Raw genomic sequence first — 24,613 nt, 5'->3', positions numbered from 1 at the left:
CATCCGAAAAAATTTTTACGGCGATTCGGCAACCTGCTCTGCAGCTTTCACTGAAACAGCAATTCTCTCAGCTGTTCCCAGAGGGATCTCGCCGATAACCGTGACATTATAATAGGCATCGCCTTTGCGGAAGATTCTTGATACCGCAGAAGTTGCTCCAATCTGTTCGGATGCAGGGCCCTGGACGCGGGAGTGATCTTCCTCAACGAAAATCGAGAAAGAGGCCAGTCCATCGGAAAACAGGATGCTGTCTGCTTTCTGTTTGGATACCGGGCTGTCCACAGTATTCTGACTGGTCACATCAAAGCCATTTGGAATCCAGCCTGTCTCCCACCACAGAGCTAACATCTCCTTCTTAGGCACCTCTGCCTTTGACACTTCATCTTTTGGTGCTGGCTTCGGGGCCGGTTTAGATGCGGCTTCCCAGGTGACTGCTCGGGAGGGTTCCAGCTGTTTGGCACTTATTGTGCGAGCTGGCTCAAAGTGAATATATTGGAAACGTTCCAGAACAGCGCCCTTCTCGCCCAGCATTTCTGAACGAAGCAAGACGCCTGTTTCCTGGTCAATCCACAGAATATACCCATAGCGGTGCTGATCACGGGGTTGAACTTCAACACGGAGAACATTACGCCCGGCAACCCTGTCGTCACCGCCAAACATCAACCGGTAAGAGCGGCGCAGATCATCACGGTAAGAGCCAAGGCGTTCAATGACAGAAGGGGATGTTGAATCAGAGCTGAACCGGCTGACATCACCATCAGGCCGAACCATGGCAACCTGATCACCACGGCGAAGGAGTTCACGATAGGGGCCATCCTGATAGACAAGGCGTTCCTGCTCCTTGCCATCTACACCGGAATGAAAAATCCGGATACTTGTCAGCCCTCCGGCATTTTCATAAATGAAAAAACCTTCATAGCTGTTTGTGGCAGGTGCACTGACCATCCTGGTCAGCCAGTCAGCAGGTGTCGATACAACCGCCGGAGCAGCCGATGCTGCCAGCGACAAACCTGCTCCGAGTATGATTGCAGCTATAGAAGAGCAAGCTGCACGGAGTATTCCTTTCCTCATAAGCCTCATCTGATTGACCACAGGATATTTCTACAACTATACAAAAATATCCCGGTGGTTAAGGCACTCTTACTCCCCGCCCGGGGAGCAATGGCAAAATAATAATTTACTGCTGGAAGCTGGCTGCACGAAGGAATGGCATAACGCCATTGCCGGACTGAGCTGTTGACTGCTCAGCATGCTCAAGCATATAAGCCCGGAAACGCTCCTGGGCAACTCGATCAGCATAACCCCGGGCCTGGCTCATCTGCTCTGGAGTCAGACTTGTCTGCGAAATACCAAGACCCGCCTGAAGACCTCGTGCTCCGAACATATCGGCAGAGGGCAGGTTTCCAGTTGGATACCCTGCAGGCTCAGTAACACTGGCCACTTCCGTTCCGCTTCCGAAGCCATTATCGGTCCGGGAGGCAATATTCCAGGTCTGAACTCCAACCACTGTTGCTACGGCAACGGAGGCGGCAATCGCAAACCGACCCAGGTTAGCTGCCAGGCCTGTTTTTCTTACAGTCTGGATAGACGCTTTCTGCTGGGCAGGTTGCTCTACAGCTGGTACAGGCTCATCTTCCAGGGCAGCACTGATAGATGAAGAGAGATCAATACCGGAATATGCATTTTGCTCATTACGGATAGTCTCACCAATCCGCTGGTAACTGAATGCCGTTTCACGGAGATCCTGGTCTTGATCGAGCCGGTCTAGCACCCTGCGCATCTCCAGCTCATTCGCTTCACCGTCCATCAGGGCGGACAGCGACTCTCGCAGACGCATATGGGCGTTATCACTGGCATCACTCATAGGATACCTCACAGGTAATTGTCAGATTCACTCATCCCCCAGTACCCATTGGGCTGAATACGCATCCGGCGTTTAACCTACTTTTTGCTCAGCCGGCTTGTTTACTTAACCAACCTTGCTGAGCATCGGTTTAATAACCCTGTCGATGGCTTCCCTAGCACGGAAAATCCGTGAGCGGACAGTACCAACCGGGCAGTCCATGACCTGTGCTATTTCTTCGTAACTCAGGCCATCAAATTCTCTCAGGGTCACAGCTGTTCTCAGTTCATCCGGAAGCGTTTTGATCACCCTGAAGATCGCATCTTCCACCTGGCTTTTCTGAAGGTTGTTCTCGGGGGTTTCGAGATCCTTCAGTGGATAGGGGCTGTCATAAGCTTCTGCATCATAGACATCCACATCCGTATCCGGCGGGCGCCGCCCTTTGGATACCAGGTAATTTTTTGCGGTGTTTATAGCTATCCTGTACAACCAGGTATAAAACGCACTGTCACCGCGAAACTGACCCATCGCACGATAGGCCTTGATAAACGCTTCCTGGGCAACATCCTGAACTTCCTGGAAGTCATGGACATAACTACCCACCAAACCGAGTATCTTGTGCTGGTATTTAATAACAAGCAGGTCGAATGCACGCTTGTCCCCCTTTCGAACCCGCTCAACCAGCTGTTGATCGGTTTCAGGTGCATCTGCCATATGCTGCCCTCAATGTTTCTGGCCAGCTTGATAGCCTAGGCCAAAAAGCATTTGCCCCGATCTGACACTTATGACAGTAGAGCTAACAAAAAGTTCCATAAATTTTTTCATTTTTTTCAAGAGGTTAAAAAATCAGGTTCCTTCTGAGGCATTTTACGCCTCTACTGACAGCAATTTGGGGGCATTTTTCAGAAATAAAACCAGGAAAACAAAGAAGGACTACAAATTATTTTCCCGAGTGCATGTCAGCCCTAAATTTTACTCTAGCAAACATCCTATAAAGCAATCGAATCATTGAACGGTTTAGTTATGCCATTTCTTTACAATGCCCTGAATGGACTCATTCACCATGATCTTGACCAATATTGACCCTCATGCAGCAACCTGTGTTCCTCACATGATTGCAGTCTCTTGTTTAACTATGCAACAGCAGGTAAACCCTGAGCTGTCTATAAGGTTCATCATGAACGGCATCTCTAAAAATGACGACGGTCCATTTTCTCTTGCCACCGCTTAAACTTTTTTCCTGAAATCGAAGAATGGTCAGGAAAGGGATTACAAGCCGCTCGCCTGTCAGCTCAGCTTCTATCCATCCTTTTCGGCTATGTAGCCGCCAGCTGTTACGGTAATAACGCAATGACGTCACAGCCGTATCGCTTTCTCTCCAGTAATCCCGGCGGGCAAGTGTTATAAACGAAAGGACAAGCAGAGGCCAAAGGAGGATGAACCACAGCCCTCCAGCAGAAAAAAGAGGAAAAAGACCAGCTGAAACATGAACGGCAAGGGCCAATCGCAACCAGTAAACAGATTGGCCCAGTTGAAGATTAATGGACGGCAGGGAGGCTTCGTGCACGCTCAAGAACCAGGGAAACCATAGAAGCAATACGGGGATCGTCTGGAACTTCCTTTTCCATAAACCAGACAAACAGATCGGCATCTTCGCAGGCTAGAAGCTCCTGATAACTTTTTTGCTCAGCCTGACTGAGAGCTGGATAAACCTCTCGGGAAAAAGGTACAAGCAACACATCCAGCTCAAGCATCCCCCTCCGACTGTGCCAGAACAACCGGTTCAGCTCTTCCTGTGTTGTCATAATTCATCCATCCCTTTTGTTATGGGTATTATCAGGTTATCCATTATAGAGATGACACTGCGGGCGGCAAGGATTGAGACTAACAGCGACAAATCCTCTATCATGGCCAAATCAATCAACCAGGACATTGATGTTTCCAATGACTGACACACCTGCTCTGGCACTGACCCGACTGGGACATGAACGACTACTGACTTTTGAAGGTCAGGAAAACCGCAAATTCCTGCAGGGACAACTGACCTGCGATGTTGAGAAGCTGCAGGATGGTCAATACACCCTGGGAGCCTGCTGCACTGCAAAAGGGAGAATGGTTGCCAACTTCAAGATTTTTGCATTTGGCGACAACCTGACCATCAGCCTTCCTGATAGCCAGCTGGATGCCTTGAAAGCACACCTGGGCAAGTACGCTGCATTCTACAGAACCCTTTCCATCAACGAGACATCTGACCAGTGGATTCGCTTTGGTCTTAAGGGTGAGAATGCCGGCGAATGCATCACCTCACTGACCGGGATATCCGCTCCAGACGGCCCATCTTTTATCAGCTGGAACAACGGCTTTATTCATGCTGTGCCCGGCCACAGCAGTCGTTATGAGATCTGGGTAAACCCTGATTCTGAACAACTTCTTCTTGAACAGCTGCAAGATAAAACTGAGCTCGGCCCAATTGAAGACTGGCACCTGCAGGATATTCTGGACGGTGTTGCCTGGGTCACCGAAGCCACTCGGGAAACCTATATCCCTCAGCACCTCAACTGGCAAGCACTGGAAGGAATCTCCTTCAGCAAAGGGTGTTATACCGGTCAGGAAATCGTCGCCCGCATGAAATATCTGGGCAAACTGAAGAGCCACTTATACCGTTTTACCTTGGACGGAAATCAGGTTCCGGAGACTGGTGCTGCTGTTATGAATAGCAATGGCAGCAAGAGTGGAGAAGTGGTCACAGCCTTACAGACCAAAGAAAAGGTAGAACTTCTTGCCGTCGTGCGCAGCTCTGATCTGGAAGAAGGTTCATTATCACTTGCAGATTCAGGTTCCACCCTGAACCTGCAAGCACTTCCTTACGAAGTTTAAGCGGACTCAACTGCCTGCACTTCAAGCTCAGCCTTAAGTTCGGCGACAGCTTCCAGAGACGCCTCGTAGTCAAATTCTGCGAGGCTGTTATCCAACCTCTCGACTATCTGCCTGCAGGGTTCCCCAACTGCTTTAGACAGTTTCGGGAATGTCGTCAAAGCTGCCGCATCGCCATACTGCAACTGCTGCTCCATCTCTAGAACAAGATCGTATGCGTTTTCGTTGTCCTCCAGGCTTTCCAGAGAGTCACTCTGGTGAGCTGACTCAAGAGTCTCCACCTTAAGCGAGGCCAGGCTGTTCATAACCAGATCAAACTCTTTGGCCAGGCGGCTGACAGGTTCAAGAATATCGTTACCAGCAGAAATCCTGGCCAGTTTTTCGACTGCAGAAGCCGCCACCTCAACTCTGGTTGCTCCCAAAGTACCGGCAACACCTTTCAGGCTATGGGCTATAAAACGCAGCTTGTCATAGTCATTTCTTTCGAGAGCTATGCGGACATCATCAATCGTACCGGCATAGTCCCGGTAAAATCTCGCCAGCAGTTTAAGATAGAGATTTTGATCACCAAGTACCCTCTGCAACCCCAGTCTGGTTTCAATTCCCGGCAGCTGATCAGGAAGATGGCTTACTGGCTCTGGAGCAGCTGGCTCAGTGGGCAGCAAGTCTCCGCCCTCAACCATTGGCAGGTAACGAGCCAGTACAGCTTTCAGCTCATCGACCACCAGAGGTTTGGCAATATGGTCATTCATACCTGCGGCAATACAGCGGTTTCGGTCATCGGCCATGGCATGAGCTGTCATAGCGACAACCGGCAAACTTACGCAATCCGGTAGCTGCCTGATCGCCCTGGCTGCGCTGTAACCGTCCACTTCCGGCATTTGAATATCCATAAACACCAGGTCGAACTTCTCCTGGGAAACTCTCTCAAGCGCTTCCCGGCCATTTCCTGCAACCTCAACATCAGCCCCAAGCTTTTCCAGAAGTGCCATCGCAACCTGCTGGTTTACCTCATTATCCTCCACCAGGAGAATACGACGGTGCCCTTCAATCAAATGAAAAGAACCCAGTAAGTGCTCAGAAACCATTTCAGGCGGCTCGGAAGTCTTCAGCTCAACCTCGAAGAAGAAACAACTTCCTTTGCCTGGCCATGACTCAACCCGGATCGAACCTCCCATAAGCTTCACCAGGCGCTTGCAGATAGCCAGCCCAAGTCCGGTGCCTCCGAAACGACGCGTGGTCGAGCTATCTACCTGGGAGAAAGATTCAAACAACAAGGATTGCTGATCCTGACTGATACCGATGCCAGTATCTTCAACAGCAAAACCCAGTCGCACCCTGGAATCCGTCAGATACATCAACTGAACACGGACATTTACCTCACCATGAGGTGTGAACTTGATGGCGTTATAGACCAGGTTCAGCAGTATCTGGCCCAGCCGCAGGGAATCACCTTCAAGCCATTCCGGAATATCCGAAGTCTGATGAATATAGAAACCAATGTCTTTGTTTCGGGCCTGAATCGCGACCATTCCGTAAAGGTTATCCAGCACTTTGGAAAGACTGAAAGGTGCGTCTTCAAGAACCAGCTTGCCGGCTTCAATTTTGGAAAAGTCGAGAATGTCATTGATGATACCCAGCAGGGTATCAGCCGCATTACAGACCTTGGTGATGTAATCCTTCTGTACAGAGTTGAGACCGGTCTCAAGAACCAGCTGACTCATACCAATAATGGCATTCATCGGCGTTCTGATTTCATGACTCATATTGGCCAGGAAGTCACTCTTGGCCTGACTGGCCTTATCTGCAGCTTCTTTCGCCTGCCGCAGCGCTTCTTCCTGGGCCTTGCGTTCAGCGATATTCCGGCAAGTTGCAAACATAAAGCCCTCGCCTTCATATTCCATATAGTTAGCGGTAATTTCTACTGGGAACACTTCACCACTGCTGGTTTTTCGCAATGTTTCATAGGTGCAGACCCCCATGCATTTCAGCTGCTCCCAGAACTGATCCCAACCCTCTTTATCCTGATCCGGGTTGATATCCATTACGCTCAGTTCCATCAGGGTCTGGCGGCTGTATCCCAAGGCGCGGGCAGCAGATTCGTTGGCATATTTATGGGTACCATCCTTTCGCAACCAGTGCACCTGGTCACCACCGCTGTCCAGGGAGAAGCGGGCCATGGCTAGCTCTTTTTCCCACTTCCGCTGCTCGGTAATATCAATAATGGTGCCGATAGCCCGCAATGGTGCCCCATCTCTGTCCCGGGAGATGACCTTACCTTTCAATCGCAACGTGGCATAGTTACCATCCTTGCACAGAAGGCGGCAAACCAGCTGAAAGGGTTCCGAACTCCGCTCGAAGACCCTGTGGAGGTAACGCATTGTCTCTTCACGGTCCTCAGGGTGCAGCAAGCGTCTCCAGCTTTCCCCGCTGCCAGGAATATCCCCGGGTCTGTAGCCAAGAATTTCCATGGATCGGGTACTGTAATAAATGCGATCTGCCGGCAGATCCCAGTCCCACAAGCCATCAGAAGCAGCTTCCATTGCCAGCTGATAACGCTCTTCACTTTTGCGCAAAGCCTCCTCAGCATTCTTGCGGGATGAACTGATCGCAATCAGCTCTGCGGCCCGGCGCAGCAGCATAACTTCATCTGCACTCCAGACACGCTCATGCCCACTGACCTGGGCCAGACAGCCAACTACCTGACCGGAGAGCAACATCGGCACATAGATAATGGAGCGCCCTCCCATTCCCTGAAGAATTTTCAGGAAATCTGGGTATTCCATTTGATCCAGCTGTTCAGTCCGGACCTGGCTGACATTTCCCTTCAGCAAAGAACTCCAGAGGGTGGAGTAATCTATATCCGCCAGAGTCATAAGCTGAGAATGAAGCTTTGGTGTTGTCTCCCCACCGCCAATCCACGGAATTGAGACCCTGTTTTCTTCACCATCCAGCATGACTACCCAGGTGTACTGAGAGCGCTGGAATACAGTTAAAGTCTGCAGGGTCTCACGTACGGCAACATCCAGAGAGCAATCCATAAACTGCCGGGTTATGGAGCTCAGCACCCGGTCACTTTCTGCCCTTCCAAGAAGAACAGCCTCAACTCTCTGACGCTCGGAGATTTCTCTGGCAAGACGTCGGTTCCAGTACACTATCAACAATAGCGTGATCAGTACCAGAACAAGGCCAATAACAGCACTCTTCTGTAGCTGCCATGGCACCATTTTCACATTGATCCAACGGTCATGAATGCTCTGACGCTCATCAACAGAGAGAGAAAGAATGGCCTTATTCAAAATTCCGGCAAGAATCTGGGAGCTTTCTGTTGTTGCCAGTCGCAAACTGAATACGTAGCCGTTATCACCATCCATATGCAGGTTGGAATAACTCAGCTGGTCAATCAGATAGCTGGCCGAAGACAGGTTCAGGATATAGGCATCAACCAGCCCATAGGAAACGTCGTGCAAAGCCTGTGCAGCCGTTTTAGCCTGAACCAGCTCAATACCCGGATATTGCTCACGGAAATAGCCAATGGACTGATCTCCAGGAAGAACAGCTATTCGACGTCCCTGTAATTTGGGGATACTGCGTGCCTGTTCTTCAACATCGCGGGTAACAACAACCGATGGAATACTGATCAAGACATTACTGAAACCGAACTGCTGCCCACCTCTATCCCCCACCATCATAATGGGAGCAATATCTGCCTCTTCATTCAGCAGCCGCTTGAGACTGTCATCGGCATCATCACTGACTTCAAAGGAAAAATTGACATCTAGGCGTTCTTCTATCAATTGAAGATAATCAACAGCGATACCATCCATCTGGTCATCATCATTGATAAATTGCACAGGTGGTAAACTTTTTTCCAGCACCACGCGAATAACTGGATGTCTTTCCAGCCAGCTCCTTTCCTGTGGTGTCAACTGAATTTCTGAAGTCAGCACATTGCTATTTAAGTCAACAATTTTGGAATCTGTAAACTGCCCGGTCGAGCCATCGGAATCACGTGAATCTGTCGCTGAGGCATGAACTGCTCCAACGCTGACAGCAAGGCTGAAGATCACAAAGAAACAGCCTTTTATCAGGTTCGATAAAGACAGCAGGCTGGCCTTGTCAGCCACCTGCTCTGTATAAATTCTCATTAAGGAAAAAATCTGGTCAGTACTGCAGGGCGCAAGTGTATATGAAAGATTCGATAACTATCGCTACTGAGATCAATTACACCTGCAAACAACTTATAAATCACCTAGCGGGTGCTTTTCGGAGGGCCAGAGTGAATGAAAATATTCCTCAACGGTCTTTGGCGAAACATCAACCAGTGATGCCGGAACCCATTGAGGGCTGGAACCCCTCTCAAGCAACAGCGCTCTTACTCCTTCGGCAAAATTCCCTCCTCTCAGGCAATGAACGGCCATATTCAATTCCTGACGAAAAACATCAGCCAAAGAAAGGTGGCGAGCCTTTTGAATCTGATGCATCACAAGCCATGCGGTTAGAGGGCACCCCTTTTCAAGACCCGCAGCTGCTCTTTGCCAGAAATCACCATCCTGAGATTGAATCTTGCTAAGGATCTCCATGGGTGAGCCTGCATCAGTCACTTTCTGAATAACATCAAAAGATTCCCGGACAAGAGAAGCTGGCAAAACATTATCCTGCTGTTCTTCAATCTGGCGAAGAGCAACATCAATTCTCAGATAATCTTCTCGCCCTTGGCCAGCCCAGCTCACAGCCTTGAACTGTTCAATAACGTCAGATAATGAACCATCTGCCAGATAGCGATCAGCAAGTCCCGTAAACATTGCATCTGCTGCATTGATTCGTGTACCTGTCAGACCAAGGAAAAGGCCTGTTCTGCCCGGCATTCTGCCAAGAATCCAGCTGCCACCAACATCAGGGAATAAACCGATGGAGACTTCCGGCATAGCCAGCTTTGAACTCGTTGTAACAACCCTGTGAGAAGCGCCAGCCATTAACCCAATACCGCCACCCATAACGATCCCAGCCCCCCAGCAAACTATGGGTTTTGGAAATGTGTGAATCAGGTAGTCAAGACGGTACTCACTGGCAAAAAAGGTTTCACCATATTCATTGGGGCCATGATCACTACCCAGTACAGACTGGTGCAACCTGCGAATATCCCCACCAGCACAGAAAGCTTTTTCACCAGCGCCATCCAGAATAATGGCGACCACTGAGCCATCATCCCGCCATTCCTGAAGCTGCTCATACAGCCCCTGAATCATATCCAGAGTTAAAGCATTAAGTGATGATTCAGCATTCAGCGTAGCTCTGCCGATAACATGACCGGAACGGGATGAATACGTTTGAAAATCAACCTGACATTTTTTTGTCATTTCTCAGGCCTTCTCATACTGATGATGAAGTCGTGCCATTAGGCCAGCCCCTTAGCCATCTTTCAAGGTCTGAATAAACCACTCACCTAAAGAGTCACAAATATCTCACGATGACATAAGAAGAACCTCCATAGCAGGAGCGACGCTATGCCTGTCTCGACCACGATGAATCGCAAGAAGACCAAATCCAGATCCGTGATTCTCTGTGACCAAATGGATGAGCTGATTGCGAAGTCCAAAAAAGAGCTGAACGTATTCAGCAAGATCAAGGAAGAACTGGATTTCGAGCCAGGCCTTTTGAAGAAAGCTGTCAGTATGAAGCTGGGTTCAGAAGAAGATGTTCAGCAGGTTGTAGATGACATGAAACAGTGGAAAAACGAAGTAAAAAATGAAGTAAAGACTGCTGTTATGAGTAAAAGGAAGGACATCAGGGCCGAACGTAAGGCCCGGCGGCAGGATCCCTGGACCAAAACACCAACCACCAAAACCACCGCGCGCAAGAAGAAAAAAAGTCGCGGCGGATTTATTTAAACGAGAGGCTGACATATGGCACAGATTAACGGTGGTGTAGGTGGCGTACAGCAGACAGCCAGTTTACAGGGAGTTGATCTCAATGATCAGTCCCTCAGTATCGGTGACCTGAACATGCTTGTTATGCTGGAACGCTCTGACATTCTTGATAAGCAGATTCGTGACCAGATCGGTCAGGTTCACAAGAAAAACGAACAAATCCGTCAACTGAACGAGATTCAGTCCAAACTGAACAACCATAAAATCAATACAACAGCGGTCAGTGAAAATACCTGGACTGTTAATCACGATGCTGACCCGAAAGAAATCGCCCTGGACAATGGCTACAAGATTCAAATCCACAGTGAAGACGAAAGCTTTTCTCTCGTGGATGCGAACGGTAACAAAACAACCGTCTGGGGCGACCCTCATGTAAACGAACATGATAGAGGGGGTAATAAAGATTGGGACTTTCAGGAAGACGCCACTTTTGTGCTAGATGATGGTACAAAAATCACCGTTGGCACGATAGACAAAGGCCGGACAGACAAGAATGTCTATTCAGACACCCTGACAATCACCAAAGGTAACCAATCGATTGAAGTCACAGGCATTGCCGATAACACCCCCCAGATTGGTCAACCTACACTCAACGGTGCTGCATTGGATGCGGATACCAACGATGGATACATCTTCAAAATGGGTGACCAAATCGATGACTGGAATTTTGATGGTGAAGAGATTTCCGGAGACTTCAAGAACCTCACTGAGGGACAGGGAGCAAGGACTCACGAGGAAGCCATTGCAGAAAACAAAACAGTTCAGCAGTTGCTAACCCCAGAAGAACAAGCTCTTCTCGATGAACTAGGCATCACAGTCTATGACGCCAGTGGCGCAGGAATGCTGACGCCAGAGGAGATCGGCAACCTTAATGAGCAAATCAAGAGCACCCAGGAGTCTCTTACCAGTACGTCACAGCTGGACATGGTAAAACTTCAATCCCTGACGGGTAAATACGAACAGACCAACTCCCTGGCCTCACAGGTGCTTAAACAGCAGTACAACCAGGCCAAGGAAATTATCAGGAATATCTGATGGCTACCGAGAGCAACAATCCGCTGCATGAAACTCTGGCTGAGAGTGAAAAACTGCTGAAAGAAGGCGAAAAAGAGCTCGCCAGAATCGGCAAACTGCGCAAGGAAATAGGCCTGAAAGAAGGAGCCAGTAAGGAGTTCCTTGAACATATTCCCGGCAGTAACGATAAAAGGCAGAAAGCAGAAAAAGAACTCTCTGAGTTTCTGAAGAACTCTGAAGACATTACTACTGAGAAAGGCAATAAATCCAAGCAAAAGAAGCGCAGCAAGTTAACCAAAGCTATGAATCGCAAGCTGCGCATCTAATCGCTTAACCAGATCAGCAAGACTCCCTCTAGGCTGGTTCAGCCACCTGTTCCACAACTTCATCCAGCTGCCAGTTGATTGGCTGCATCTCGTTTTGCACTAAAAAGTCATTAGCACGGGAAAAAGGCCGACTCCCAAAGAAACCACGATAAGCCGAAAGGGGAGATGGATGAGGAGATTTGATAACCAGGTGCCGGCTGATATCAATAACGCTTCCTTTTCTTTGTGCGTAACTACCCCAAAGAATAAAGACCAGATGATCGCGGTGGTCATTCAATTCCCTGATGACCCGATCAGTGAACATTTCCCACCCCTGCCCCTGGTGAGATGCAGCTTGCTTATGCTCGACAGTCAGTACACTGTTGAGAAGCAGTACACCCTGGCTTGCCCATTTTTCCAGAAAACCGTGTCGTACGGGATGAATGCCAAGATCCTCCTGCAGCTCTTTATAGATATTCACCAAAGAGGGTGGCAGCTGAACGCCAGGTTTTACAGAAAAACTCAAACCATGAGCCTGACCAGGCCCGTGATAGGGATCTTGACCGAGGATGACCACTTTAACATTCTCAAAATCAGTCAGATCCATGGCCCGGAAGTATTCACTGCCTCTGGGGTAGATCATCTTGCCCGCTTGTTTCTGCTCAACCAGAAAGGATCGCAGACGCACCATGTAATCCTTGGAGAACTCATCCTGGATCCGGTGTTTCCAGCTATCCGGCAATTTAACCTCGGGCATTAGCCACTCCTGACATGATGAATAATCAAAACGAACAGTTTACAGCACGTCGCTTCTTGTCCACCAGCAATCCTGACACATCAGCACTCACCTTCTTGCCAGCTCCTCTCATTACCAGCCGCCCCTCGATACAATAAGCCGAAAAGTCAGAAGGTTTGGCTGAAATCGACTGCTCAGTACCTGGGGCACTGGCCAGCAGAGAGTATTCAGCAATATAAAGAGAGTCCTGCTCGGATGAATGTCGAATAAAACCCTGGCTATCCAACACAAAAACAGTGATAGCAATGGAAAAAATTGCCGTAAGAATAATTTTGATTTGATTATTAATTGTCATATCGCCCTGCACAATTGTCTGAATCGGCAAGGCGATATTATCACAATCAATGTGCAGTAATTGCAGGTTCAAACACGCTTATTAATACTGCCTGGATACCACGACTGATTATTCGGTAAACCTGACCTTCATCAAACTGACCATCACAACCCAACAACCCTTCGTATTCTGCTGTAAGAATAACGGATACAACTAGAGCAGCATCCTGTTCCGGCGCTTTCGATCCTGCTTCCCACAGGAAGCTAATCAAATCGGACTGCATATATTCTGAATGACGGCAGGCAATGGATTTCAATTTTTCATTGCGCAGACTTTCCAGACGGAAAGCCTGTTCAGCTAAAAGATAATCTCGATGTTCGTGCAACTGACTGCAGACATATTGAAATACTGCATCAATAACCACACGAATCATCTGATGCCGGCTCTCTGGTGATGTTTGGATATTCTTTAAAGCGGCGGATAAACGCCCAAGGGATTCACCCCAGAAAGACCTGTATTTCTCCGTGCCGACTTCTACGAACAGAGTGAACGTGTCCGTAATCAGGTCTGAAATATCTTTGAAGTAATATGTAGTGGCAGATAGAGGAACATTTGCTTCTTTGGCGACAGCACGATGGCGGACCCCGCGAACACCTTCACGCACGACAATTCTGAGGGCCGCTTCAAGAATGGCCTTTCGTCGTTGTTCACTACCCGCTCGGCTGGTTTTGCGCCCCTGGTATTTCAGTGATGGGACATTTTCATTTGACTCGACCAATTCATTCTTAGCTTCCATCGGAAATGCCTTGTACTTGCCTTGGTTGTCATAACGCCAGTCACGGGACTCATAATGACATGAAAACCCATTCCTGGTACCAGCCTGATGCAAAATATTTGACACCGGCCTTGTAAGAGCCTGTTCATAATCTTTTGCAGATAGCGAAAATGACGAGAAAAGTGCCTGTTTCTATGGTTTTGCGAGGCGCATAGTGGTTCTATGTAACGAGCAAAAGCAAAGAAACAGGTGCTTTTATTCGGCATTTGCAGCCTGCAATAAGATTATGAACAGGCTCTAAATAAGGCCTGCCAGATTTTGTCCGGCAGACCTCAAAAAAGACTGACGCAGAACGTCATTATCTTAACCGCCATGATGTAACAGCTTTAATTATCACCAGGTGATAAAAGGCGGCTCAATTCATAGCTAATAAATTCTGTCGCTTATGCTTCAGGGCGCATATGCGGGAATAGAATCACGTCACGAATGGACGGGGAGTCGGTAAAGAGCATCGCCAAGCGGTCAATACCAATACCTTCACCAGCAGTTGGTGGCAGACCGTATTCAAGAGCACGAACGTAGTCAGCATCGTAGTGCATGGCTTCGTCATCACCGGCATCTTTTTCCTGAACCTGTTGCATGAAACGTTCATGCTGATCTTCAGGGTCATTCAGCTCGGAGAAACCATTCGCAAGCTCACGACCACCGACAAAGAACTCAAAGCGGTCAGTGATATGGTCATTATCATCATTACGACGGGCCAGCGGAGAAACTTCTGCTGGATACTCAGTAATGAAAGTCGGCTGAATCAGGCGGTGCTCAGCAACTTCTTCAAAGATCTCGGTCTGGATCTTACCCAGCCCCCAGGTTGATTTAACAGTGATGCCCAGGCTCTCAGCAGCAGCCTTGGCAGATTCAAAGTTAGTCACCTGCTCACGAGTGAGGTCGGTATTATAGTGCAGGATCGACTCAACCATAGTCATTCGAACAAAAGGCTTGCCGAAATCATATTCGTAGGTCTCAGACACCTCTCCATCAGCATTGCGAACAGTGTTTACAACGGTGGTGGTTCCCAGAATATCCTGCGCCAGGGTACGCAGCATATCTTCAGTCAGATCCATCAGATCTTTGTAATCCGCGTAAGCCTGATAGAACTCCAGCATAGTGAATTCTGGGTTGTGACGAACGGACAGACCTTCGTTACGGAAATTACGGTTGATCTCAAAAACACGCTCAAAACCACCGACAACCAGTCGCTTCAGGTACAGCTCAGGTGCGATACGCATGAACATCTGGATATCAAGGCTGTTGTGGTGAGTAATAAATGGCCGCGCAGATGCACCACCGGGAATGGTCTGCAGCATGGGAGTTTCCACTTCCATGAAGTCGCGGTCAGCCAGATAGCGACGAATACCGTCAACCAGCTTGGAGCGGATGCTGAACACTTCGCGGGAACGATCATTGGTGATCAGGTCCACATAGCGCTGGCGGTAACGCTGTTCGATATCAGCCAGACCTTTGTGCTTCTCTGGCAGAGGACGCAGAGACTTGGTCAGCAGCCCGAACTTCTCAATATCAATGTACAGGTCGCCCTTGCCGGAACGCTGCAGGGAACCGGCAACACCGATAATATCGCCCAGGTCTAGAGTCTTGATTTCCGCCAGAACCTCTTTGCTCAGAGTCTTGCGGTTAACGTAGGCCTGAATACGGCCAGTCATATCCTGCAGTACCATAAAGGCACCACGGTTCAGAACAACACGGCCGGCAACGCAGGCCGGCTCGCTGGACGCAGCCAGATCTTCCTTGGAAGAATCCTGGTACTGCTCCTGCAGACGGGCAGCATAGTGCTCACGACGAAAAGCATTTGGGAAAGCGTTACGCTCTTCACGAATAGCGCTCAGCTTCTCGCGGCGCTGCGCGATCAGGCGATTTTCTTCCTGTTGCTGTTCGCCAGCTGCTTCATTCACATTTTCGTTTGTCATTGACTCAAACCTGAAAATCACAAAACGGAACCTGTCTGCCCCGCTTTATTGAAAGAATTATTTAATAGTAGAACCGCTTACAGACCCTGCTTGAGGCTGGCCTCAATAAAGCGATCCAGACCACCATCCAGAACTGCCTGAGTGTTGCGTGTTTCAACACCGGTACGCAGATCCTTGATGCGGGAATCATCCAGCACGTAGGAACGAATCTGGCTGCCCCAGCCGATGTCGGATTTACTGTCCTCCAGCGCCTGTGCTTCAGCCGTTCGTTTCTGCATTTCCAGCTCATACAGCTTGGCTTTCAGTTGCTGCATGGCCTTGTCTTTGTTCTGGTGCTGGGATCGCTGGTTCTGACATGCGGCAACCACGCCAGTCGGTACGTGGGTAATTCGCACGGCAGAGTCGGTGGTGTTTACATGCTGACCACCTGCGCCACTGGAACGATAGGTGTCGATTCGCAGATCAGCCGGGTTAATATCAATCTCGATATTGTCGTCAATCTCGGGGGAGATAAAGACCGAGGTAAACGACGTATGACGACGATTATTCGAGTCAAAAGGCGATTTACGAACCAGACGGTGAACGCCGGTTTCGGTACGCAACCAGCCAAAAGCATATTCACCGGAGACCTGAATAGTTGCAGATTTGATGCCTGCAATTTCCCCGGCAGAGACTTCAATCAGTTCACACTTGAAGCCCTTGTCCTCACCCCAGCGCAGATACATGCGCAGCAGCATATTGGCCCAATCCTGTGCTTCTGTACCACCGGAACCAGCCTGAATTTCCAGGTAAGCATTGTTGGCATCCATATCACCGGAGAACATACGACGGAACTCAAGCTTTTCGAGTTGCTCACGCAGGTTTTCCAGTTCAGCGACAACATCGTTTACGCCATCTTCGTCTTCTTCCTCAACAACCATATCCAACAGTTCGCCGGCATCGGACAGCCCCTGCTCCATGTTGTCGATGGTTTTCACGATCTCCTCAAGCTGAGAGCGTTCGCGTCCCAGAGCCTGAGCATTGTCCGGATCATTCCAGACGGCGGGATCTTCAAGCTCCCGTTCGACTTCTACCAAACGATCTTTCTTGCTGGCGTAGTCAAAGATACCCCCTAAGAACGTCAGTACGCTCTTTCATATCCTTGATATCATTCAGGATCGGATTGATTTCCATTGCTGCTTTTTTCCAGTGGCAGGCTGTTTCATTCAGCCAAATGCAAAGAAACCTGAACCCCACACAGTTTGACTTCTTTGACCAGCATACTGGTTAAGATTCACTGTGATGAAATGCAGATTTCCAGAGTCAAAAATAAAAGCGTAAATTTACCAGAACAAGGGTGCTGACAAAATAGTCGTTTTTTCGCAATCCGCCTGATTTATCGACGAAGCAGGCGCTATTTTCCAAAAGAATCTAAGAAAGCGGTTCAAGATGCTCAATCATTAGCTGAACACTACGCCGTCCACGAAACTCATTAACATCAAGACGGTAAACAAGACGCACCTTTCTGACCGAGGTGTCCGGCCAGCGCCTTGAGTCCACATTAAAACAGATACCATCAATCCAGTCTGAACCCTGCTCAGGTACCACCATCATTTTCAGATGTTTACCGCCCAGAAGCCGCTGCTCCTGCAGATCAAAAACACCATCAAACACCGGCTCCGGAAAATTCTGCCCCCAGGGGCCAGCTTCCCGTAGCATTTCTGCCGTATCCAGATTCAAGTCAGTAAGACTGAGTTCACCATCGGTCATCAAAGAAGCTTCCAGCTGCGCTTTGACCAGCAATCTGCGAGCTTCCTGATCAAATGCATCTGAAAAAGTCTGGTAATCCTTTTCCTTCAGCGATAAGCCCGCCGCCATGGCATGACCACCGAACTTGAGAATCAGACCAGGGAATTTTGTGGAGATAGCTTCAAGAGCGTCCCGAATATGAAATCCTGGTATAGATCGGGCCGAGCCTTTGATTTCGCTCTCGTTACCTGGGGCGAACGCAATAACAGGGCGGTGCATTTTTTCTTTAACCCTGGATGCCAGAATTCCAATCACGCCCTGGTGCCAGTCATCCTGAAACAGGCAGACGCCCCAGGGCAGAGCATTAGTATTGCCATCAACAGTGTTGTCCAGCTTCAGTCTGGCCAGATCCCGCAGGGCCTCTTCCTTCATACTGTCTTCAATATCCCTGCGCTCCTGGTTCAGACCGTCAAGCTGACTGGCCAGATGCCGGGCATGGTTAGGATCTTCAGTAATAAGAAGCTCTATTCCCAGAGACATATCATCAAGCCGACCCGCTGCATTTAACCGGGGAGCCAGAGCAAAACCAAGATCCGGAGCAGCCAGACGCGCGGGATCTCGCCGAGAGACTTCAGCCAGCGCCAGAATACCAGGACGGGCCTTCCCAGCCCTGATACGTCCGATACCCTGATGAACGAAAATGCGATTATTGCTGTCGAGCCCCACCACATCAGCAACTGTTCCCAAAGCCACCAGATCAAGGAAAGATGCCATATTGGGCTTTTCCCGGGGAGGAACAAACCAGCCCCTGCGATCCAGTTCAGTACGCAGGGCACAAAGAACATAAAAGATCACACCGACACCGGCAGTGCTTTTACAGGGGAACTCGCAGCCGGGCTGGTTGGGGTTAACAATGGCATCCGCCTCGGGCAGAACCTCACCGGCCAAGTGGTGGTCGGTGATCAGCACCTTGATTCCGGCTTCTTTGGCAGCTTTCACGCCTTCGATACTGGAAATACCATTATCCACTGTTACCAGCAGATCCGGACGACTGTTTTTTGCGACTTCGACAATATCGGGCGATAGCCCGTAACCATACTCAAAGCGATTGGGCACCAGAAAATCAACCCATGCAGCCCCCATGGCACGCAAGGCCAGCGTTCCAAGCGCAGAGCTGGTTGCGCCATCAGCGTCGAAGTCACCCACAATCAGGATGCGCTGGCCACTGATCACAGCATCAGCCATCAAAGCAGCCGCTTCAGAAATTCCTTTCAGGCTCTGCCAGCTCTCAAGGTTTTTCAGGCTTCTCTGCAACTCTTTATCATCACTGACCCCCCGGGACAGATAAATCCGCTTCAGTAATGAAGGGAGATTACCTGCCAGGGAGTGTGAACTGGTTTCATCACTGATAGCTCGTCGCGTTATGGTTACCGACATGAAAGTATCTGGTCTTCTGGTATGGAATTTTGAATATCTTACCAAACAGCCTTGAGCGGGAAATGCCTTTTTATTCACCCCACTGAATCGCACAAACTTACGCCACCAGAACCTAAATGCCAACCACAAACTGACACGGGTCAGGCTTAACTCATTTTCCTGTGATCACGTACGACCATGCACTGGTACGGAGTACCTCTTTATGCAAGCATTTAAGTACCTTTGCAGGGTTAGTGTGTTGTTTTACTTAGCACAAGGGGATAACCCACGTAGACCTGGGGGGTTTGATTAACAGAACCATTGGTCGCGGCAGAGGACGATGTGACTCACAGATGGGTGAGTTCACAGTGACACTTCCAATCAGAAAATGAGAATCCGTTAATGGACAACCGGGAAATCTATATCGGTAACCTGAGCTGGTCTGCCACCGAAGATGATCTTTCCGCCGCTTTTGAAGGCTATGGTAACGTTGATCACATCAAACTCATCCGCGACCGGGAATCAGGTAAGTCCCGAGGCTTTGCCTTTATACGGTATGCCGAAAAAAACGGTGCTGAAGCCGCCCTGGAAATGGACGGTCAGAAGCTGCTGAACCGCAACCTGCGCGTTCGCCTTGCGACTCCCAAGCCCCAGCAAAATCATCAGAGGCGTCAATACGCCTGATTCATTCTGGGTGTAGACATCAAAAGGGCTGCAATAGCAGCCCTTTTCTTTTGTCACAATCAAGAGTTACGACATCACAGCTTCAGAGTTTCCTGAATATATCCGTGCAGTGTTGCCTTGTTATCTTCAAGCACCTGGTAGCGCTCAGGCCGCTCATTCAGATCAGACAACCACTCAGGTAGTTTTGGTTCATCCAATCCAGCTCGAACGATAGATTCCGGGAATTTAACTGGATGCGCTGTAGCCAGGGTGACAACGGGAACTTCATTTGAGCTATGGCAGACACGTGCAGCTTTAACACCGATAGCGGTATGAGGATCAAGCAGATAACCATCAGACTCATTGGCAACATGCTGAATAGTTGCCACAACCTCTTCATCTGATGACCGGTCACTGCCGAACAGTTCCTTCACAGCTTCCCAGCGTGCCGGATCAATGGAAATTGATCCACTCTCATCGAATGCGGCCATAACTGCTTGCAGTTTTTCACCATCACGATCATGAAGGTCAAACAGTAAGCGCTCGAAGTTACTGGATACCATGATATCCATACTGGGCGAGAGAGTTGGTTCCAGCTGCTCTTTGCTATAGCTGTTATCAGCAAAGAAACGGTGAAGGATATCGTTGCGATTGGTTCCGACAATCAGCTGTTTAACCGGTAGCCCCATACGTTTGGCTATATAACCGGCAAAAATATCGCCAAAATTACCGGTTGGAACCGAGAATGAAACTTCCCGGTGAGGAGCCCCAAGAGAAAGCGCTGCATAGAAGTAGTACACCACCTGGGCCATAATCCGGGCCCAGTTGATGGAGTTCACCGCAATCAAACGACGATGGCCTTTAAGAAAGGCCTGGTCGGCAAAGCTAGCCTTAACCAGCGCCTGGCAATCATCAAATGTCCCTTCGATGGCAATATTGTGGACATTATCTGCCAGAACAGTCGTCATCTGTCGACGCTGCACATCCGATACTCTGTTGTGGGGGTGCATGATAAAAATATCGACATGTTCACAGGCACGACAGCCTTCAATGGCCGCCGATCCGGTATCACCAGATGTTGCGCCCAGAATTACAGCCTTCTCACCCCGGTGATCAAGGGATTCATCCAGAAACCGCCCCAGTAGCTGCAGGGCAAAATCCTTGAATGCCAGCGTTGGACCATGGAAAAGCTCCATTACCCACTCATTGGTATCCAGCTGAACCAGTGGTGCAACAGCTTTATGACGGAAAACAGAGTACGTTTCTTTAACGACTTCCTGAAGTTTCTCTTCGCTAAGAAAATCGGCAACGAAAGGTCTGATAATCTCAATCGCAAGTTCTGCATACTCAAGGCTGGCAAACCGGGCAATCTCATCCTTGGTAAAATGCGGTAAGGATTCAGGAATATACAACCCGCCATCACTGGCGAGGCCGGTCAGCATAACTTCTTCAAATCCAAGAACGGGGGCTTGTCCGCGTGTACTGATATATTTCATGTCTTTTTTCCGTTACTAGCCGCCCAAATGATCAACCCGAATATGAACCACCGGGCTGGTTATTTCTTCCAGCTCTTCAATTTCTGAAACCGCCTGCATCAGGAGATTCTCTCTGATGTGGTGTGTGAGAACAGCGATATCCGCACAACCATCACTCTCCCGTGCCTCTTTCTGCAACAACGCATCAATGTTGATTCCATGCTGCCCCAGCACTTCAGTGACCTTCATCAACACACCAGGATGATCTTCAGCGCGAATGCGCAGATAGCTGGCAGCAACAATTTCCCCTATAGGAAGAACACTGACATCCTGCCCCGCAGACAGGAGGGATACCGGAGGCACAGCACATTCAGGGGCCGAAATAATCCGGGCAATATCAGCAATATCGGCAACAACAGCTGATGCGGTTGGTTCGCTGCCAGCTCCTGCACCGTAATACATGGTCTGACCCACAGCATCACCATCAATCAGAACGCTGTTCATGACGCCATCAACACTGGCCAGCAGGTGACTCTCAGGAATAAGTGTGGGGTGAACACGCAGCTCAACACCTTTATCAGTGTTGCGGGCGATGCCGAGATGCTTGATCCGGTATCCAAACTCTTCAGCGTATTGAAGATCCTCTGGAGTGACCTTGCTGATGCCTTCCGTGAAGGTCTTATCAAACATCAGCGGTATTCCGAAAGCATTGGATGCCAGGATTGTCAGCTTATGGGCTGCATCAATTCCTTCCACATCAAAGGTCGGATCAGCCTCTGCATAGCCAAGATCCTGAGCTTGCTTCAGGACATCTGCGAACGGGCTCCCCTTATCTTTCATTTCTGTCAGGATAAAGTTGCCGGTTCCATTGATAATACCAGCCAGCCAATTGATACGATTGGCTACCAGCCCTTCGCGCAGGGATTTAATCGCAGGGATACCACCGGCCACACCGGCTTCATAGGCAACAACAATATTCATCTCACGAGCCAGAGCAAAGATTTCATTGCCATGCTCAGCAATCAATGCCTTATTGGCCGTGACAATATGCTTGCCATTGCTGATAGCTTCCTTAACAAGCTTCAGAGCCGTGTCATAGCCGCCAATCAGTTCAACCAGAATATCGACATCAGGATTGGATGCGACTTCAAAAATATCATTTACAACAGAGATTTCTGATGTATCACAGCTTGGGTTTGGTCGACGTGCACCAATCTGCGTAATTCGGATATCGCATCCCGTGCGGGCAGATAAAATTTCAGCATTTCTGACAAGTACATTGACTGTACCACTGCCTACAGTACCAAGACCGCAGATACCAACATTAACAGACTTCAAGATAACTCCCCGTGTCTCGTATCAGAATTCTTTTCAGCGTTTTTTTCTTACAGTCAGTCGCATTTTTAATATCTCTTTGCTTGCTGACAGTTTTGGAGTGCTGGAGATTATAGCGTCAGCCATGCTGACACGATAGCCTTAGGGAGAGGAGAAGACACTGGAAAAGCCTGCCAGAACCAAAAATCGCTCTGACAGACTACAAGAACACAATAAAAGATGATGCCTGCTTAAGCGGATTAAATCCCCATCAATTTAAGAAGTGCATCAGCCGGCTGATAACCGGGAATGGATCGGCCATCCTCAAGATAGAGAGCTGGTGTACCCCGCACTCCCAGCGAAGCACCCAGGCGGTATTGATCCAGTACCGGGTTATCACAGGTTAGAGTTTCGATAGGCTGACCACTCTTCAGATTTGTCATCGCCTGCTTGCGATCCTTGGCACACCAGGCTGATACCATTCTGGAATAGGCTGGCGCATTTTCTCCACCTCTTGGGAAGGCCAGGTAGCGAACCTCAACCCCTTTGCTATTCAGTTGAGGGACTTCCTGATGCAGCTTACGGCAATAGCCACAGTCAACATCCGTAAACACATACATCACGCTCTTTCGCTCACCCTGGGCAGGGAAAACGATCATATCCTTGGGATCCTGAGCAGCCAGTGTTTTCCGAACCTGTTCAGAGCGGATCTTTTCAGTCAGGTTTTCCAGCCCGTTCTTACCGATCTTCAAAAGGTCACCACCAAAGACATACTGCCCATCAGCAGACACATAAAGCACTTCACCAGACTTCATGACCACCTGATAGACACCATTGATTGGTGTATCCGATACAGTATCAACCAGCAGCTTGTCATTAAGCTTCAGCAGACCACTGCGAATTGCCGTTTCGGCATTTTTCAGAGCATCCTTTGATTCAGCAGCCCTGGCGAATCCCGACACCATCAGCGTCAGGCACAACACTACGCCAAACCGGCCCCACAGACCTTTCCGCATTCCTAACCTCATTTGTTTTGCAGAGATATTTTTCTAACAATAGCAGGGAAGTTTTCTGATCCTTCCCAGCTGAATCCTTCCGGCAATATTCGCTCTCACTCAATCCCCACACCACTTACCCCCTGGGGTGGTGTTCCGCATGGAGTTGCTGCAGCCGGTGTCGAGCGACGTGAGTATAGATTTGCGTAGTCGAAAGATCACTATGGCCCAGCAACATCTGTATCGCCCGCAGATCTGCTCCATGGTTAAGCAGGTGGGTGGCAAAAGCATGCCTTAAAACATGCGGGGACAGCGGCTTATTGATACCAGCAATCACTGCATACTTCTTAATTCTGTGCCAGAACGTCTGGCGAGTCATAAAGTTCCCGCCCCGCCCCGGAAAAAGCACATCACTGTGCGCGCCCCCCATAAAGTGGCTTCTTCCATGGGCCAGGTAGTTTTCAAGCCACTCACAGGCCGCTTCCCCCATAGGAACAAGCCGTTCCTTGCTTCCCTTTCCATAAATACGCAGTACACCCTGGCGCAGATTCACCCGCGACAATTCCATGCCAACAAGCTCAGAAACCCGCAAGCCACAGGCATATAGCAGCTCTAGCATAGCCCGATCCCGCAAACCCAGAGAAGTCTGAAGATCAGGAGCATCAAGAAGGTACTCTACGTCCTGCTCAGTCAGGGTTTTCGGTAGCGAGCGACCATATCGGGGAGATTCAATCTGAAGAGAAGGGTTTTCAGAGATCTTGCCATTCTTATGCAGCCAGGCATAAAACCCCCTGACTGCCGACATCATCCGGGCCATGGATCGAGCGTTGTAACCCTGCTCCGTTCGCCAGGCCAGAAAGTCTCTTAACTTGTCCCGGGAGATCGAGACCAGCTCCTCACCTTCAAGCACTGACCAGCCGGACAGCTGGGCAAGGTCTCGTCGGTAAGATTGCCGACTGTTATCACTCAGCCCTTTTTCCAGCCAGAGGTACTCCAGATAATCAGCAAGATTCGGGGGCAACTGTCCCTGCCTTTTTACAGCATTCGCCCTTACAGGCATATCCCTACCACGACTTTAGTGAAAGTCGCTATTCAAACATGAACTCAGAGTTTAAATAAAGTTCCATTACCCTATTTATACCTTGGTCGAAAGTGCCCCCATATTCATACCATTGTTGAATAACCCATTTGAAATCTTCTCTCTAAAGTTTGGGTAATTACAAATAATC

Annotated in this window: 22 protein-coding genes; 5 read left to right on the top strand and 17 right to left on the bottom strand. The window is 49.3% G+C overall.

The window, feature by feature from the left end:
* Positions 1 to 15: 15 nt before the first annotated feature.
* The 5 genes from M3P05_RS09595 to M3P05_RS09580 form a co-directional block, all read right to left on the bottom strand.
* The gene (locus M3P05_RS09595; RefSeq protein ID WP_249699354.1) at positions 16 to 1,071 is read right to left on the bottom strand and encodes a MucB/RseB C-terminal domain-containing protein; all 1,056 of its coding nucleotides are present in this window, start codon (positions 1,069 to 1,071) and stop codon (positions 16 to 18) included.
* Between the two features lie 106 nt (positions 1,072 to 1,177).
* A complete protein-coding gene (locus tag M3P05_RS09590; protein ID WP_249699353.1) occupies positions 1,178 to 1,864 on the bottom strand; it encodes a sigma-E factor negative regulatory protein in 687 nt (228 codons plus the stop codon).
* A gap of 105 nt (positions 1,865 to 1,969) precedes the next feature.
* Entirely contained in the window at positions 1,970 to 2,557 is a 588-nt protein-coding gene (rpoE, locus tag M3P05_RS09585) for an RNA polymerase sigma factor RpoE (RefSeq protein WP_249699352.1), read from the bottom strand.
* 415 nt (positions 2,558 to 2,972) lie between these two features.
* Positions 2,973 to 3,494, bottom strand: coding sequence for a protein YgfX (locus M3P05_RS21230; protein ID WP_408635888.1), 522 nt, complete (start codon positions 3,492 to 3,494; stop codon positions 2,973 to 2,975).
* Positions 3,382 to 3,648, bottom strand: a complete 267-nt coding sequence (locus M3P05_RS09580) for an FAD assembly factor SdhE (RefSeq protein ID WP_249699351.1) — start codon at positions 3,646 to 3,648, stop codon at positions 3,382 to 3,384. Before M3P05_RS09580 ends, M3P05_RS21230 begins: the two co-directional genes overlap by 113 nt.
* Before the next feature lie 139 nt (positions 3,649 to 3,787).
* Here M3P05_RS09580 and ygfZ point away from each other — a divergent pair, with 139 nt between their 5' ends.
* A complete protein-coding gene (ygfZ, locus tag M3P05_RS09575) occupies positions 3,788 to 4,720 on the top strand; it encodes a CAF17-like 4Fe-4S cluster assembly/insertion protein YgfZ (protein WP_249699350.1) in 933 nt (310 codons plus the stop codon).
* On the opposite strand, the gene M3P05_RS09570 is transcribed toward ygfZ, so the two are convergent.
* Both M3P05_RS09570 and M3P05_RS09565 read right to left on the bottom strand, forming a co-directional pair.
* The gene (locus M3P05_RS09570; RefSeq protein ID WP_249699348.1) at positions 4,717 to 8,865 is read right to left on the bottom strand and encodes an ATP-binding protein; all 4,149 of its coding nucleotides are present in this window, start codon (positions 8,863 to 8,865) and stop codon (positions 4,717 to 4,719) included. The genes ygfZ and M3P05_RS09570 overlap by 4 nt on opposite strands.
* A gap of 93 nt (positions 8,866 to 8,958) precedes the next feature.
* On the bottom strand, positions 8,959 to 10,077 hold the full coding sequence (locus M3P05_RS09565) for an enoyl-CoA hydratase/isomerase family protein (RefSeq protein WP_249699346.1): 1,119 nt from the start codon (positions 10,075 to 10,077) through the stop codon (positions 8,959 to 8,961).
* Between the two features lie 147 nt (positions 10,078 to 10,224).
* Here M3P05_RS09565 and M3P05_RS09560 point away from each other — a divergent pair, with 147 nt between their 5' ends.
* The 3 genes from M3P05_RS09560 to M3P05_RS09550 are packed head-to-tail and all read left to right on the top strand — an operon-like array spanning position 10,225 to position 11,987.
* Positions 10,225 to 10,608: a hypothetical protein gene (locus tag M3P05_RS09560; RefSeq protein WP_249699345.1), complete on the top strand. Its 384-nt coding sequence runs from the start codon at positions 10,225 to 10,227 to the stop codon at positions 10,606 to 10,608.
* Between the two features lie 15 nt (positions 10,609 to 10,623).
* Positions 10,624 to 11,682: a DUF1521 domain-containing protein gene (locus M3P05_RS09555; protein WP_249699344.1), complete on the top strand. Its 1,059-nt coding sequence runs from the start codon at positions 10,624 to 10,626 to the stop codon at positions 11,680 to 11,682.
* Positions 11,682 to 11,987 (top strand): hypothetical protein, encoded by a 306-nt coding sequence (locus M3P05_RS09550; RefSeq protein ID WP_249699343.1) that lies wholly within the window; start codon positions 11,682 to 11,684, stop codon positions 11,985 to 11,987. Before M3P05_RS09555 ends, M3P05_RS09550 begins: the two co-directional genes overlap by 1 nt.
* 28 nt (positions 11,988 to 12,015) lie before the next feature.
* Here the strand turns inward: M3P05_RS09550 and ung are convergent, their stop codons facing one another.
* The 6 genes from ung to recJ form a co-directional block, all read right to left on the bottom strand.
* Positions 12,016 to 12,723, bottom strand: a complete 708-nt coding sequence (gene ung / locus M3P05_RS09545; protein WP_249699342.1) for a uracil-DNA glycosylase — start codon at positions 12,721 to 12,723, stop codon at positions 12,016 to 12,018.
* 25 nt (positions 12,724 to 12,748) lie between these two features.
* Positions 12,749 to 13,057: a hypothetical protein gene (locus M3P05_RS09540; RefSeq protein WP_249699341.1), complete on the bottom strand. Its 309-nt coding sequence runs from the start codon at positions 13,055 to 13,057 to the stop codon at positions 12,749 to 12,751.
* Between the two features lie 46 nt (positions 13,058 to 13,103).
* Complete coding sequence (locus M3P05_RS09535) at positions 13,104 to 13,925, bottom strand: TetR/AcrR family transcriptional regulator (RefSeq protein ID WP_249699340.1); 822 nt, start codon at positions 13,923 to 13,925, stop codon at positions 13,104 to 13,106.
* A 329-nt stretch (positions 13,926 to 14,254) separates the two neighbouring features.
* Positions 14,255 to 15,793: a lysine--tRNA ligase gene (gene lysS, locus M3P05_RS09530; protein ID WP_249699339.1), complete on the bottom strand. Its 1,539-nt coding sequence runs from the start codon at positions 15,791 to 15,793 to the stop codon at positions 14,255 to 14,257.
* 77 nt (positions 15,794 to 15,870) lie between these two features.
* A protein-coding gene (prfB, locus tag M3P05_RS09525; protein WP_249699338.1) for a peptide chain release factor 2 occupies positions 15,871 to 16,966 on the bottom strand; the annotation gives its coding sequence in 2 pieces (ribosomal slippage) (positions 15,871 to 16,893 and positions 16,895 to 16,966; 1,095 coding nt in all).
* Positions 16,967 to 17,203: 237 nt separating this feature from the next.
* Positions 17,204 to 18,958: a single-stranded-DNA-specific exonuclease RecJ gene (gene recJ, locus M3P05_RS09520; protein ID WP_249699337.1), complete on the bottom strand. Its 1,755-nt coding sequence runs from the start codon at positions 18,956 to 18,958 to the stop codon at positions 17,204 to 17,206.
* A 381-nt stretch (positions 18,959 to 19,339) separates the two neighbouring features.
* On the opposite strand from recJ, the gene M3P05_RS09515 reads away from it, so the two are divergent.
* Positions 19,340 to 19,621, top strand: a complete 282-nt coding sequence (locus M3P05_RS09515) for an RNA recognition motif domain-containing protein (protein ID WP_249699335.1) — start codon at positions 19,340 to 19,342, stop codon at positions 19,619 to 19,621.
* Between the two features lie 74 nt (positions 19,622 to 19,695).
* Here M3P05_RS09515 and thrC read toward each other — a convergent pair whose 3' ends face one another.
* The 4 genes from thrC to xerD all read right to left on the bottom strand — a co-directional run bounded on the left by thrC (position 19,696) and on the right by xerD (position 24,444).
* Entirely contained in the window at positions 19,696 to 21,096 is a 1,401-nt protein-coding gene (thrC, locus tag M3P05_RS09510) for a threonine synthase (protein WP_249699334.1), read from the bottom strand.
* A 15-nt stretch (positions 21,097 to 21,111) separates the two neighbouring features.
* Positions 21,112 to 22,413, bottom strand: a complete 1,302-nt coding sequence (locus M3P05_RS09505) for a homoserine dehydrogenase (protein WP_249699333.1) — start codon at positions 22,411 to 22,413, stop codon at positions 21,112 to 21,114.
* Between the two features lie 236 nt (positions 22,414 to 22,649).
* Complete coding sequence (locus M3P05_RS09500; protein WP_249699332.1) at positions 22,650 to 23,405, bottom strand: DsbC family protein; 756 nt, start codon at positions 23,403 to 23,405, stop codon at positions 22,650 to 22,652.
* Between the two features lie 115 nt (positions 23,406 to 23,520).
* Positions 23,521 to 24,444 carry a site-specific tyrosine recombinase XerD gene (gene xerD / locus M3P05_RS09495; RefSeq protein WP_249699331.1) on the bottom strand — a complete coding sequence of 308 codons (924 nt, stop codon included), beginning with the start codon at positions 24,442 to 24,444 and terminating at the stop codon, positions 23,521 to 23,523.
* Positions 24,445 to 24,613 lie beyond the last annotated feature (169 nt).

The sequence above is a fragment of the Parendozoicomonas callyspongiae genome, assembly GCF_023502345.1.
Taxonomy (GTDB): Bacteria; Pseudomonadota; Gammaproteobacteria; order Pseudomonadales; family Endozoicomonadaceae; genus Sansalvadorimonas; species Sansalvadorimonas callyspongiae.
Note: the sequence above shows the minus strand (reverse complement) of the source record. Positions and strands in the feature narration are given on the sequence as shown.